Consider the following 13,908-nt stretch of genomic DNA (forward strand, 5'->3'; position numbering starts at 1 on the left):
CGCCCCGACGCGTCGGTGTTCGCCGCGCGCGAGCGCGACCCCGCGTGTCGGAGGTCCGCGCGATGATGGAGCGATGGCCGATGTGCTCGAGCGGTTCGGTCCTGCGACCCAGGACTGGTTCCGCGGCGCCTTCGCCCAGCCCACGAGCGCTCAGGCGGGGGCGTGGGAGGCGATCTCCGCCGGCAAGCACGCCCTCGTCGTGGCTCCCACCGGCTCGGGCAAGACCCTCTCGGCGTTCCTCTGGGCCATCGACCGCGTCTTCCGTGAGAAGGCTCCGGCGCCGCGAGCGTCCGAGGCGGCGGAAGACCCCGCTGCGCCCAAGAAGCCCGCTGCCGCACAGCAGCCCCCTGGCTCCCGGAAGAAGGCGGCGAGGAAGAAGGATGCCGCCGGCACGCGCATCCTCTACATCTCTCCGCTCAAGGCGCTCGGCGTCGACGTCGAGCGCAACCTCCGCTCGCCGTTGGTGGGAATCGGGCAGGCGGCGAGGCGCCTCGGCATCCCGCTCCCCGAGGTCACCGTCGGCGTGCGCTCGGGAGACACTCCGGCCGCCGATCGCCGCCGACTCGTCACTGACCCGCCCGACATCCTCATCACCACGCCCGAGTCGCTGTATCTGATGCTCACGTCGCAGGCGGCGGCGACCTTGCGCGACGTGCACACGGTGATCGTCGACGAAGTGCACGCGGTCGCGGCGACCAAGCGCGGCGCTCACTTGGCCGTCAGCCTCGAACGACTCGACGCGCTGCGTCGCGGCGACGACCCCGAGCGCGCGCCCGCGCAACGCGTGGGGCTCTCGGCCACCGTGCGCCCCATTGACGAGGTGGCGCGCTTCCTCGGTGGCTCCGCGCCGGTCGAGATCGTCGCCCCGCGTGCGACGAAGGCGTTCGATCTGCGCGTCGTGGTGCCGATGAGCGACATGCTCAACCCTCCCCCACCGCCGGAGCGGACCGATCCCGACGCGGAGGCGGCGGCGGATGCCGAGGGCGACGGCGACTGGTTCACGCCGTCGCAGCCGTCCGAGGTCACCGGCTCGGTCTGGCCGCACGTGGAGGAGGCCATCGTCGACCGCGTCCTGGCGCATCGCTCGACGATCGTGTTCGCGAACTCGCGGCGTCTCGCCGAGCGCCTCACGGGGCGCCTCAACGAGATCTACGCGGAGCGGCTCGGGCTCGATCTGCCCGGGCAGACGGTTCCGGCCGCCACGATGGCCCAGGCGGGAGCGAGCGCCGGAGCCCCGCCGGAGCTGGCGAAGGCCCACCACGGCTCGGTGTCGAAGGAGCAGCGCGCCCAGGTCGAAGACGAACTGAAGCGCGGCATCCTGCGCTGCGTCGTCGCGACGAGTTCGCTGGAGCTCGGCATCGACATGGGCGACGTCGATCTGGTGATCCAGGTCGAGGCTCCGCCGTCCGCCGCCTCGGGACTCCAGCGTGTCGGACGGGCGGGCCATCAGGTGGGCGAGGTGAGCCGGGCCGCACTGTTCCCCAAGCACCGCGGCGATGTCCTCCACACCGCGGTGGTGACCGAACGCATGCTCGCGGGCCAGATCGAGGCGATCAGCGTGCCGCAGAATCCGCTCGACATCCTCGCGCAGCAGACGATCGCCGCGTGCGCCGTCGGGCCGGTGGACGTCGAGGGCTGGTTCGAGACGGTGCGGCGCTCGGCGCCCTTTCGCACGCTGCCCCGCTCGGCCTACGAAGCGACGCTCGACCTGCTGGCCGGCAAGTACCCGTCCGACGAGTTCGCCGAACTGCGTCCCCGCGTCGTCTGGGACCGCGATCACGGCACGCTCACGGCTCGCCCCGGTGCCCAGCGCGTGGCCGTGACGAGTGGCGGCACGATCCCCGACCGCGGCCTGTTCGGCGTCTTCGTCGCCGGCGAGACGCGAAACGCCCGGGTGGGCGAGCTCGACGAGGAGATGGTCTACGAGTCGCGCGTGAACGACGTGTTCACGCTCGGCACGACGAGCTGGCGCATCGTGGAGATCACGCACGACCGCGTCAACGTCCTGCCCGCGTTCGGTCAGTCGGGAAAGCTGCCGTTCTGGCACGGCGACGGGCTCGGCCGGCCCGCCGAGCTGGGCGAAGCCCTCGGCCGTTTCTCGCGTGAGGTGGCGGGAGCGGATGCCGAGAAGGCGACGGCGCGTCTGCGGGAATCGGGCCTCGACGACAACGCGATCGGCAACCTGCTGGCCTATCTCGACGAGCAGAAGGAGGCCACCGGAAGCCTCCCGACCGACCGCACGCTGACCGTCGAGCGCTCGCGCGACGAGGTCGGCGACTGGCGGATCATCTTGCATTCCCCGTACGGCATGCATGTCCACGCCCCGTGGGCGCTGGCCGTCAATGCGCGCATCCGGGAGCGGCTGGGCGTCGAGGGCTCGGCGGTCGCCAGCGACGACGGCATCATCGCGCGGGTGCCGGATGCCGAGAGCGAGCCGCCCGGCGCAGAGCTGTTCGTCTTCGAGCCGGACGAGCTCGAACAACTCGTCACCGACGAGGTCGGCGGCTCGGCGCTGTTCGCCTCCCGGTTCCGCGAGTGCGCCGCACGCGCGCTGCTGCTGCCCCGTCTGAACCCGAACAAGAGGTCGCCGCTGTGGCAGCAGCGCCAGAAGTCGGCCCAGCTGCTGGAGGTGGCCAAGAACCACCCGACGTTCCCGATCATCCTCGAGACGCTGCGCGAAGTCCTCCAGGACGTCTACGACCTCCCTGCGCTGCTGCGCATCGCCCGCTCCATCGGCGACCGCCGGATCCGGCTGGTCGAGACCACCACGAGCACCCCCTCGCCGTTCGCCCGCGATCTGCTGTTCGGCTACGTCGGCGCCTTCATGTACGAGGGCGACTCGCCCCTCGCCGAGCGTCGCGCGGCCGCTCTGTCGGTCGACCCCGCCCTGCTCGGCGAGCTGCTCGGCAAGGTCGAGATGCGCGAGTTGCTCGACCCGGCCGTGATCGCGCAGTTCGAACGCGAGGCACAGCGGCTGGACCCGTCGCGGCGCGTGCGCGGGCTGGAGGGCGTCGCCGACCTGCTGCGCCTTCTCGGACCGCTCGACGCGATCGAGGTCGCGGCGCGACTGGCCCCACCGGCTGCGCAGTCGCAGGACGCGTCTGCGGGTGTGGCACCGTCCCCGACGGATGCCGAGAGCGACGCGGGCGCGCACGGCGCGGCATCCGCTTTCCTCGATCAGCTCGTCGCGGCACGTCGGGCGATCCGTGTGAGTGTCGGCGGTGTCGAGCGGGTCGCGGCCATCGAGGACGCCGGGCGGCTCCGCGATGCTCTGGGCGCCGCGCTGCCCGTCGGCATTCCGCTCGCCTTCCTCGAGCCCGTCGCCGACCCCCTCGCCGACCTCGTCGCGCGCTACGCGCGCACCCACGGCCCGTTCCGCACGGCCGATGTCGCACGGCGGCTCGGCGTCGGCGGCGCCGTCGCCCGCCAGACGCTGCAACGACTGGAGTCGCAAGGGCGCGTGGCGAGCGGCTTCTTCCTGCCCGAGGGGGCCGCCCCGCGATCGATGACCGACGACGAGGGCGGTTCCCGCGCCGGCATCGACGACCTGGAATGGTGCGACAGCGAGGTGCTGCGACGTCTGCGCCTGCGCTCGCTCGCCGCGATCCGCGGCACCGTCGAACCCGTGACGCCGGCCTCGTACGCCCGCTTCCTCCCCGCCTGGCAGCACATCGCCGGCGCGGCCGGCGGACGCCCGCTCGAGGGTGTCGACGGCGTCCTCGCCGTCATCGAGCAGCTCGCGGGCGTACCGCTTCCCGGCAGCGCGTGGGAGTCGTTGATCCTGCCGCTGCGGGTGAGCGACTACACACCGGCGATGCTCGACGAGCTCACCTCGACCGGCGACGTCGTCTGGTCGGGTCACGGCTCGTTGCCCGGCCGCGACGGGTGGATCGCCCTTCACCCCGCCGACACCGTGGCCCTCACCCTCACCCCGGCGGAAGACCCGGAGGCACCCTCCGACACGGAGCAGCGCATCATCGACGCCCTCCGCGCCGGCGGCGCGTTCTTCGCCAGCCAGCTGGCAGCGATGACGCAGGCGACCAGCGAGCAGGCGGTCATCGATGCGCTCTGGAACCTCGCCTGGACGGGACGGGTGACCAACGACACCTTCGCGCCCGTTCGCGGTCTGCTCGCCGGAGGCTCGCAGGCGCATCGCACCGCGAGACGTGCTCCCCGCGCCCGCATGTTCCGGGGGACCTCCATCCCCACGACCCTGGCCGCCACGCGCACCACCGCACCGCGCGCGCCGATGGCCGGCGGACGATGGTCGCTGCTGCCCGAGCCGTCTGCCGATGGTGCGCTGCGGGCGACGGCCTCGGCGAGCCTGCTCCTGGAGCGCTACGGCGTCGTGACGCGCGGCAGCGTGCAGGCCGAGGGCGTCCCCGGAGGGTTTGCGCAGGCCTACCGCGTGCTCGCCGGATTCGAGGATGCCGGGCACTGCCGCCGCGGCTACTTCATCGAGAAGCTCGGGGCTGCGCAGTTCGCGGCATCCGCCACCGTCGATCGCCTCCGTGAGTACGCCGCTCTCGCCGACCCGCCGCCGCGTCGCGCCGTCACGCTCGCGGCGACCGACCCGGCGAACCCGTACGGCGCCGCACTGGCCTGGCCGGCGCTCGACGGCGTCTCGCATCGTCCCGGGCGCAAAGCCGGCGGACTCGTCACGCTGGTCGACGGCGAGCTGGTGTTCTACCTCGAACGCGGCGGCCGGTCGGCGCTCGTGTTCAGCGACGGCGACGAGGTGCTGGCCGCCGCTGCCGCGAGCCTGGTGGCCACGGCGCGCACCCATCGCCTCGACACGCTCACGGTCGAGCAGGTGTCCGGAGCGTTCGTCTACGGCACCGCGTCCGGGCGCGCCCTGCAGAGCGCAGGCTTCGTCGAGTCCAGCCGTGGCCTCACCCTGCGACGGCAGCGATGAGGCGGCTGCCCGCGCGCTCGTCGGGAGCCGCTCATGCCTGAGGGCGACACCGTCTTCCGCACGGCGCGACGGTTGCACGAGGCGCTCGCCGGTGCCGAGGTCGTCCGGTTCGACCTGCGCGTGCCACGCCACGCCACGGCCGATCTGACCGGCGAGGTGGTGCACGAGGTCGTGCCGCGGGGCAAGCATCTGCTGATGCGCATCGGCGGGTTCACCCTGCACTCGCATCTGAAGATGGAAGGGCGCTGGATGGTGTTCGGGCGCGGCGAACGCTGGCGGGCTCCGGCCTACCAGGCCCGCGCGATCGTCGGCACCGCGGCCGTCGATGCCGTGGGCTTCGAGATCGCGATGGTCGACCTCGTCGCCACCGCCGACGAGGACCAGCTGGTCGGCCACCTCGGTCCCGATCTGCTCGGCCCGGATTGGGACGCCGAGGAGGCGGCACGGCGCATCCTCGCCGACGAGCGGGCCGTTCACGTCGCGATCCTCGATCAGCGCAACCTTGCCGGATTGGGAAACGAGTACGCCAACGAGCTGCTGTTCGTCCGCGGCATCCTTCCCACCACGCCGGCCGCCGCCGTGGATGCAGCCGGGCTCGTCGAGACGGCCGCGCGGATGATCCGCGCCAACCGCGATCGCGCGTCGCGGACGTTCACCGGTGACACCCGTCCCGGTCGGCAGAACTGGGTCTACCGCCGAGAGCGCAAGCCGTGCCTGCGCTGCGGCACGCCGATCCGCCGCACCGAGCTGGGTGCCACGCAGACCAGCGAGCGCATCGTGTTCTGGTGCCCCCGCTGCCAGAGCTGACCGCGACCACTCGCCTCGCGCCGCCAGCCCGGCGGCACGGCCACCACGTCGGCGCCTGCCAGCGCGCCGCAACAGAATCGGATCAGCGCAACAGAATCGGATGCCGCGGCATCCGCTCCTCCGCATCCGTTGCCAGACTCCGCATCCGGTGCGGCGCGGGCCACCAGCCACGCGGCGCACGCCGGCCCGGCGGCGACGGAAGATGTCGCGGTGTCAGCGGCCGAGGTAGCGGCCCGGACGGTGGTTGAGGGCGAGCACGAGGTTGAGGAGGATCGCGCCGACGGCGCTCATCACCACGTTCGGCCAGGGGACCACCAGCAGCGCCAGCGCCACGATCAGCACGTCGAAGATCATCATGGTCCACCCCGCGCGGAAACCGGTGCGGTCCTGGATCTCGAGGCCGACGATGTTGATGCCGCCGACGCTGCCGCGGTGACGGAAGAGGATCAGTACCCCGACACCGGCGAGCAGGTTGCCCGCGAGGGTGCCGTACAGCGGCTGGAGACCGCTGATCGGGAAGAGCGCGTCGTGCAGCGGGGCGAGCCCGGAGACCAGTGCGATGCAGACGATCGTGCGGATCGTGAAGTCCCAGCCGCGCCGCCACACGGCGAGCAGCGCGAACGGCAGGTTGACGGCGGCGAACAGGATCCAGAAGGGCCACCCCGTGGCATACCCCAGTAGCAGCGAGAGACCGGCGGTGCCGCCCGTGACCGCCCCGGCCGCGTGCAGCAGGTGCAGCCCCAGGGAGACCAGGAACGTTCCTGTGAGGATGCCGAGAATGTCCTCCGCGACCGAGTGATCTTGGGTCTTGGCTTCGAAGACAAGGGTGGGACCGGTCGTCGGGTCGGGGTCCGCGGGGATGGTCACGGCATCCATCTTCGCAAGCCGCGTGCGACTCGGCGTCATCGGACCGGCCGTGGGAATGATCCGACGGTCGCCACCGTTGCGGATACCAGGAGGGATTCGTGGGTAAGAACTACATCGACATCGAAGACGAGCGTGGGCAGACGCTGCGCTATCGCAAGCACGTCAACGGCCGCGGCCTGATCGCCAACGGCGCGAAGGTGCACGCCTCGGCGCTGGTCGAAGCGGGCGCGTATGTCGAACCGGGCGCGCAGATCGCCGCGGGTGCTCACATCGGCCGCGGCGCGTGGATCGAACCGGATGCCGTGATCGGGCCGGACGTGGAGATCGCCCCGCACGCGCACATCGGATCGGGCGCCGCGATCGGCCCTCGCGCCAAGATCGGCGTTCGCACCGTGGTCGGCGCGCACGCGCGCGTGGCGGGCGGATCGCTCATCGGCGACGATGAGCAGATCGCCGACGGCGAGCGCGTCGCCACGGATCGCCGAGGCCTTCGCCTGGCCGCCTGAGCTCTCTCACCCTCGTCGGGATACGCTGGCCTGCATGGCCGGACGCGGAACGGGAGGAACGGGCGGGCGACCCGGCAGGCCCGCGCGCCCCTCGGCATCCGCTCGCCGCTCGCCGCAGAAGAATGGGACGAAGAAGGGCGCTGCCGGCACCGGTGAGGCGCCGAAGGGCGCGAGCCCGAAACCGGCAACGTCGACGGCGCCCGAACCTACGCGCGGCCGCTTCCGCCTCGGCGCGATCGAAGGCGCCACTCCGGGAAAATGGATCGGCACCTGGCGTGAGCGGATGCCGCACGTAGCCCTCGAGCTCGCGCCGTTGAGCATCGCCGACCAACGGCAGGCACTGACGACGGCCACGGTCGACGCGGCTCTCGTGCGTCTGCCGATCGATCGCACCGACCTGCACGTCATCCGTCTGTACGACGAAGTGCCCGTCGTCGTCTGCGCGGCCGACTCCCATCTCACCGCCGCGGACGAGCTGACCCTCGCCGATCTGAGCGGAGAGGTGATCATCGTTCCGCAGCATCCGCCCCTGGAGCTCGAGGTGCCAGGCGGCGAGACCCCTCGCTTCGCTGCGCCGGACACCGTCGCCGACGCCATCGCGATCGCAGCATCCGGCGCGGGAATCGTGATCGTCCCCATGTCGCTGGCGCGGCTGCACCACCGGAAGGATGCCGCGCACCGCCCGCTCACCGACGGACCGACCTCGAACATCGCTCTGGCGTGGGCGGCCGCTCCGGCGACGGGACCGGACGCCACGGCCGCTGCGTTCGTCGAGACCTTCATCGGCATCGTCCGCGGGCGGACCGCCAACTCGTCGCGGTGAGCGACGTCACACACCTGCCCCCTCGAAGCACGCCCGCCTAGACTCTCGACATGTCTCCCCTCGTCTACGTGTGCGCCCGCCCGCAGCAGGGTGCGGCAGCGGCCGAGTACGAATCATTCCGTCAGGCGATGCGCCTGGACGAGAACGAGTTGGAACGCTGGGATCTCGTGCGCGACCCGTGGCCCGCCGACGCGGCCCGACGCTGGCGCGGTGCCGTCGTGGGCGGCAGTCCCTTCAACGTGACCGATCCCGAGTCGGCCAAGACCGATGCGCAGCGGCGCCTGGAGGGCGACCTCGCCCACCTGGCGCAGGCCGCGGCATCCGGCGAGACCGCCGCACTGTTCACGTGCTACGGCATCGGCGTCGCGACGCGCGCGCTCGGCGGCGAGGTGACCCGGGCGTACCCGGAGGACACCGGAACGACCACGGTCACACTGACCGCGGACGCCCAGCAGGATCGCCTCTTCGGGGGTCTCGCGTCGACGTTCGCGGCACTGACGGCGCACAAGGAAGGCATCGGGCGCCTCCCCGAGGGCGCCGTGCTGCTGGCGACCAACGACGCCTGCCCCGTTCAGGCCTATCGGCTCGGCGAAACGCTCTACGCGACCCAGTTCCACCCCGAACCCACCGGCCGGGCGTTCACCGAGCGCATGGCCGTCTACCGCGACGACGGCTACTTCGCAGCGAACGACTTCGATCGCGTCGCCGCGCGGGTGCTCGCCGCGTCTCTCACCGAGCCGGTGCGGATCCTCCGCGCCTTCTCACAGACGTTCTGAGCGGGCCGCGCCCGCACCGTTCAGTCGCCGATCGTCGCGGCCACCGCCCGACGCCGCAGGGCAGCGGCGACGGCGGCGATCAGGATGACGGCGGCCACGATGAAGGCGGCCGTGGCGACCGCCGGCGCGTGCGGCTCACCGCTGCTGCGCGCCACACCGATCCACGCGAGCCCCCACGACATCGCGAGCGCCGGAGTGATGCGCCCGCCGGTGCCGAACGCGATCGCGATGCCGACGAGGGCGACCACCACGAGCACGATCACCCCCCAGAGCTGCTGAGCGTCGGCGTCCATCGGCGCGACGACCTCAGCGGCCAGCCACGCCGTGATGTTCGCGACGGTGGCCAGGCTCACCCACCCGAGATGGATGCCGACGGTCGCGTCCATGAACAGGCGATCGCTCCACGTCTCGGCCGGCGTGTGGACGAGGACGCGCAGCGTCGCCCCCAAGGCCACCAGGAGCAGCACGATCGCGAGCACGGTCAGCGGAAGGGTGAGGAACTGTGCCGTCAACAGCCACGCGCCGTTCAGCACGGCGGTGACGGCGATCCACCAGCCGGCCCGGCGCTGGCGCTCTCGCGCGCGCTGGCCCGGCAGCGCCTGCCAGATCGTGTACGCGATGATCAGCACGTAGACGAGCGACCAGATCGAGAAGGCGGGCGTCGCGGGCGCGAGCACGGTGGCATCGGCATCCAACGCCCCGCCCTGCAGCTCACGCACATTGGTGCCGCCGAACAGCCCCGTGCCCACCATCGCGGCGATGATCATGAAGACCACCGTGGAGATGACCACGATCTGGCGCAGAAGATCGGTTCCGGTCGGGCGCGAGTCGTCCATGCCATCGAAGGTATGCACGGATGCCGTCGCGCGCCAGACCCTTGACACGTGCGGCGCCGTCGGGATCAGAGCGACGGCGCCTGCTCCCGCGCACCGACGACGGCGGCGGAATCGGCCGAGAGCACGAGGGGTCCGGCATCCGTGCGCTGTTCGTGGGCCGTCGTCGCGAGCCAGATCTCGCGGCCCGCGAGCTCGACGGTCCACGGCTCGGGCGAGAGGTTCACGTACACCGACGCGGTGTCGCGGTGAAGGATCCATCGTCCGTCGCCGACGCTCTCGGCCGCATGGCCCCGGTGGTCGGGATCGGTCAGCTCCGGCCGACGCGCCCGCAGTCGCGCCAGCGCGCGGTACAGCGACAGCAGGCGCGCGTGCGCCGGCTGGTCGAGTTCGGACCAGTCGAGCTTCGACCGCTCGAACGTCGCCGGATCGTTCGGGTCGGGCACGAGCGCCTCGTCCCACCCCATCCGGGCGAACTCGGCTTTGCGTCCCTCACGGGTCGCGGCGGCGAGCTCGGGCTCGGGGTGCGAGGTGAAGAACTGCCACGGCGTGGACGCCCCCCACTCCTCGCCCATGAACAGCATGGGGGTGCCGGGCGCCGTCATCGTCAGCACAGCCGCGACGTCCAGACGTGCCGACGTCAGCGACTGGCTCAGGCGGTCCCCGGCTGCCCGGTTGCCGATCTGGTCGTGGTCCTGGGCGAAGGTGACGAGGCGCCACGACGGCACGGCCGCGGGAATCGGCGCGCCCCAGTCGCGGTCGCGGAACGAGGAGAACGTGCCGTCGTGGTAGAAGCCGCCCGTCCACGTCTTGGGCAGCGCCTGCGGATCCGCGAAGTCGGCGTAGTAGCCCTCCGTCTCACCGGTGAGGGCGACGTGCACGGCGTGGTGCCAATCGTCCACCCACTGCGCGGTCAGTCCGTAGCCTCCGGCCTCGCGCGGCAGGATCATGATCGGATCGTTCAGATCGCTCTCCGCGATGAGGCTCAGCGGGCGCCCCACGTGCGCCGACAGCGCGTCGACGCGCTCGGCGATCTCCTGCAGGATGTGCACCGGGCTCGATGCGGACTCGTGCAGCGCGTGCACGGCATCGAGGCGCAGACCGTCGACGTGCATCTCACCGAGCCACATCAGCGCATTGTCGATGATGTAGTCGCGCACCGCCCGCTGGTCGAGGTCGATGCTCGAGCCCCACGCGTTGCTCTGCCCGTCGCGGAGGTAGGGCCCGAACTCGGGCAGGTAGTTGCCGGAGGGCCCGAGGTGGTTGTAGACCACGTCCTGCACGACCGCGAGCCCCGCGGCGTGCGCCGCATCGACGAAGCGACGATACGCCTCCGGGCCGCCGTAGTCCTCCTGCACGGTGTACCAGAGCACGCCGTCGTAGCCCCAGTTGTGGGTGCCGTTGAAGCCGTTGACCGGCAGCAGCTCGACGTGCGTGACCCCCAACTCGACCAGGTGCGGCAGGCGGCCGATCGCGGCATCCAAAGTGCCCTCGGGCGTGAACGTGCCGACGTGGAGTTCGTAGATCACGCCCCCGGCGAGCTGACGTCCGGTCCAGGCGTGATCGCTCCACGCGAAGGATGCCGGGTCGTCCCACGCCGACAGATCGTGCACGCCCCGCGGCTGGCGGCGGGAGCGCGGGTCGGGTCGCACGTCGCCGTCGTCGAGCACGAACCCGTACTCGTCGCCGGGCGCCAGCGCGAGCGGAGTCGCCCACCACCCGGCATCCCCCGCGGTCAGCTCGACGTCGTCGAGCCCCGGCCGCCGCAGTCGTACCCGCGCCGCACGCGGCGCCCACACCTCGATCGTCATGCGACCATCCTGCCCGTCACGGGCTCGCGCGTCGGACCCCTTGACGCGATGGAGCTACGACGCTCAGTCCTCCCAGCGGGAGGGGCCGCCGGATGCCGCGAACTCCGCCGCCGCTGCGGCACGCAGCTCGGGGTCTGCCGCGTAGGCCACGGCCGTGGCGGCGAGGGCGACGGCGGCATCCACGAGCGCGTCCGTGGCGGCGGGCAGCACCGTGAGCTCGGCGAACGCCGCGTTGTGGGGGAAGACGTCGTCGGGGCCGCCGAGCCCCAGCGAGGGATGGATCGAGGGAACGAGCCGGCTGACGTTTCCCATGTCGGTCGACGGCCCGCCCTGCGGCGGGGCGGCCGGCGGCGGAACCTCGTGCCCGCGTGCGGCGAACGCATCCACCCAGCGCGAGGTCAGCGCGGTGTTCGTCTGCAGCGGCAGGTAGGGAGGCACGGGATCGACGTCGATCTCGGCACGCGTGCCGGTGGCGAGAGCGGCGCCTTCGAGCACGGCGAGGACGCGATCGGTGAGCTCCCGCAGCTGATCGACGTCGGCGGAGCGCACGTAGAACAGCGCCGAGGCGCGCTCGGGCACGATGTTGGGCGCGGCGCCACCGTCGGTGATGATGCCGTGGAGGCGATCGGTCGGCAGGATGTGCTGGCGAAGTTGCGCGATGCTCTGGTACGCCGTCACGACGGCGTCGAGCGCGTTGCGGCCGAGCCACGGCGCCCCCGCGGCGTGCGCGGCCCGCCCGTGGTAGGTCACCGCAATGCGGCGCACACCCGTCGTGCGCTGGCCGAGCACGGAGCTCGTGCCCGATCCGCTCGAGGGGTGCACCATGCCCGCGGCATCCACGTCGTCGAAGCCGCCGGCGCGGATGATGAGCTCCTTGCCGCCGCCGTTCTCCTCAGCGGGGGTGCCGATGAGCGACAACCGCCCACCGAGGCCGGCGACCACCGGCGCGGCCGCGAGGTATGCGCCCACGGCGACGGCCGCGATCACGTTGTGCCCGCAGGCGTGGCCGATGCCGGGCAGGGCGTCGTACTCGGCGATGATCGCGAAGTGCGGGCCGGATGCCGCGCCCGCCGCGGCCGTGCTCGCCCGCAGGGCGGTGTCGAGTCCGAAGGCTCCGACCTCGGCATCCACCCCGTGCGCCGCCAGCAGCGCCGCGATGCGGGCGACCGACGCGTGCTCCTCGAAGCCGATCTCGGGCTGGTCGTACAGCTCGCGCGCGAGCCGCTCCAGCTCGGGGCGCAGCTGCTCGACCGCCGCCGCGATCTCGGCGTCGACGCTCACAGCTCGACGAGCTCGCCGTCGGCGCGGCGGAGCGTCAGCCGGAAGCCCGACTCCGCACCCGCCACGACCTCCGCGACGCCGTCGCCCAGCCCGTAGGCGGCCAGGATCGCCTGCAGCGGCGCGGGGTCGGGCTCGGTGCGAACGAGCGAGATCAGCTCGATCGTGGGGATGTCGCTGAGTCCGGGCTGCGCGGTGGTGCCCCAGTCGATGAGGAAGGGGACGTCGATACGACGGTTCTCGCCGCGCGTGAGCCGCCACTCCAGCAGGGTGCCGTCGGGCGTGCGGCGGGAGAGGTCGCTGACGTCTCCCGGGTCGTAGCCGCCCGCGCGCGCCGTGGCCACGGTGGCCTCGATGTCGGCGGGATGCACCGCGTACGCCTGCACGCTCGGCGCGGTGAGCGTCGAGATGCCGAAGGTCTCCGGCAGCTCCGGCTCGGGGCGGGCTGGGTTGGGACCGATCAGCTCGATGTACTGCGGTCCGCGGCGGCCGTCGACGGTGAGCGCGACGAGGGCGTTGGCGGTGCCGGTCGGGTGGGCGCCGCCGGGTGCGGCGACGACGCCGGTGCGCTCGGCGAACCAGTCGACCAGCGCGGCGAGGTCGGGACCGGCGATGACGACGTGGTCGAGAAGGGTGGGGATGCTCATGATGTCCTCGTGGTGTCGGGTTATCGGGTGGAGGCGCGGCGGGCGGGAACCTCGGGCTCGCCGAGCGACAGCATGAGCCGGTTCGCCCAGTTGAAGAACGCGGCGCCGCCGATGACGTCGACGATCTCGGCATCGTCGAGCCCCGCTGCCCGCAGGCGCGCGATGTCTGGTTCACCGAACGCCAACGGGGTGTCGGCGAGGGCGACGGATGCCGCGACCACCGCGTTCCACGTCTCGTCGCCGAGGTCGGCGTCCACGCCCTCGTCGAGCAGCCGCTGCACGTCGGCCTCGCGGCCGGACTCGCGGGTCGCGGCGGCGGCGTGCACCGACGCGCAGAAGACGCAGCCGTTGTGGCGCGAGGTCGCGGCGGCGGCGAGCTCTCGCTCGGCACGACCGATGCCGCCGGTGACGTTGTAGAAGATGTCGAGGTCGGTCAGCGTGCGGGCGCGGAGCGCCTCGGGGTCGCGGGCGAGCAGTCGGAAGTACGGCATCTTGGCGCGAGCCGGTTCGATGAGCGCATCGCGTTGGGCGTCGGTGAGCTCGTCCTCGGCCACGGGAAGCAGCCACGGGACCCAGCCGAGTCCTTCCTGGGTGAACGCGTCGGGTCGAGCCAGGTCGGCGTAGGTGGTGACGACGTCGGTCATC

General features: G+C 72.2%; 11 protein-coding genes. 5 read left to right on the top strand and 6 right to left on the bottom strand.

Features of this window, described 5'->3' with window-relative positions; genetic code table 11:
* Positions 1-73: 73 nt before the first annotated feature.
* Positions 74-4,915: an ATP-dependent helicase gene (locus PP359_RS06985; RefSeq protein ID WP_499250181.1), complete on the top strand. Its 4,842-nt coding sequence runs from the start codon at positions 74-76 to the stop codon at positions 4,913-4,915.
* Positions 4,916-4,948: 33 nt separating this feature from the next.
* Entirely contained in the window at positions 4,949-5,722 is a 774-nt protein-coding gene (locus PP359_RS06990) for a DNA-formamidopyrimidine glycosylase family protein (protein WP_112932384.1), read from the top strand.
* A 213-nt stretch (positions 5,723-5,935) separates the two neighbouring features.
* Here PP359_RS06990 and PP359_RS06995 read toward each other — a convergent pair whose 3' ends face one another.
* Positions 5,936-6,589, bottom strand: a complete 654-nt coding sequence (locus PP359_RS06995) for a YitT family protein (RefSeq protein ID WP_499250182.1) — start codon at positions 6,587-6,589, stop codon at positions 5,936-5,938.
* A 98-nt stretch (positions 6,590-6,687) separates the two neighbouring features.
* Between PP359_RS06995 and PP359_RS07000 the strand changes: the two genes are divergently transcribed.
* From PP359_RS07000 to PP359_RS07010, 3 genes are read left to right on the top strand one after another with little or no spacing between them, the layout of a single operon-like run.
* Positions 6,688-7,095: a UDP-3-O-(3-hydroxymyristoyl)glucosamine N-acyltransferase gene (locus tag PP359_RS07000; RefSeq protein ID WP_005050582.1), complete on the top strand. Its 408-nt coding sequence runs from the start codon at positions 6,688-6,690 to the stop codon at positions 7,093-7,095.
* Positions 7,096-7,129: 34 nt separating this feature from the next.
* The gene (locus PP359_RS07005) at positions 7,130-7,918 is read left to right on the top strand and encodes a substrate-binding domain-containing protein (RefSeq protein ID WP_499250183.1); all 789 of its coding nucleotides are present in this window, start codon (positions 7,130-7,132) and stop codon (positions 7,916-7,918) included.
* A 50-nt stretch (positions 7,919-7,968) separates the two neighbouring features.
* The gene (locus PP359_RS07010) at positions 7,969-8,694 is read left to right on the top strand and encodes a glutamine amidotransferase-related protein (RefSeq protein WP_499250184.1); all 726 of its coding nucleotides are present in this window, start codon (positions 7,969-7,971) and stop codon (positions 8,692-8,694) included.
* Between the two features lie 20 nt (positions 8,695-8,714).
* Here PP359_RS07010 and PP359_RS07015 read toward each other — a convergent pair whose 3' ends face one another.
* The 5 genes from PP359_RS07015 to PP359_RS07035 all read right to left on the bottom strand — a co-directional run bounded on the left by PP359_RS07015 (position 8,715) and on the right by PP359_RS07035 (position 13,907).
* Positions 8,715-9,530, bottom strand: coding sequence for a TspO-related membrane protein (locus PP359_RS07015; RefSeq protein WP_499250185.1), 816 nt, complete (start codon positions 9,528-9,530; stop codon positions 8,715-8,717).
* A gap of 65 nt (positions 9,531-9,595) precedes the next feature.
* On the bottom strand, positions 9,596-11,338 hold the full coding sequence (gene treZ / locus PP359_RS07020; protein WP_433720284.1) for a malto-oligosyltrehalose trehalohydrolase: 1,743 nt from the start codon (positions 11,336-11,338) through the stop codon (positions 9,596-9,598).
* Between the two features lie 63 nt (positions 11,339-11,401).
* Positions 11,402-12,619: an amidohydrolase gene (locus PP359_RS07025; protein ID WP_499250186.1), complete on the bottom strand. Its 1,218-nt coding sequence runs from the start codon at positions 12,617-12,619 to the stop codon at positions 11,402-11,404.
* Entirely contained in the window at positions 12,616-13,263 is a 648-nt protein-coding gene (locus PP359_RS07030; RefSeq protein WP_036317384.1) for a VOC family protein, read from the bottom strand. Before PP359_RS07030 ends, PP359_RS07025 begins: the two co-directional genes overlap by 4 nt.
* Before the next feature lie 20 nt (positions 13,264-13,283).
* Positions 13,284-13,907, bottom strand: coding sequence for an alkylhydroperoxidase domain protein (locus PP359_RS07035; protein WP_295817298.1), 624 nt, complete (start codon positions 13,905-13,907; stop codon positions 13,284-13,286).
* Between the last annotated feature and the right edge of the window lies 1 nt (position 13,908).

The organism is Sphingomonas sp. BLCC-B65 (assembly GCF_028550675.1).
Lineage (GTDB): Bacteria > Actinomycetota > Actinomycetes > Actinomycetales > Microbacteriaceae > Microbacterium.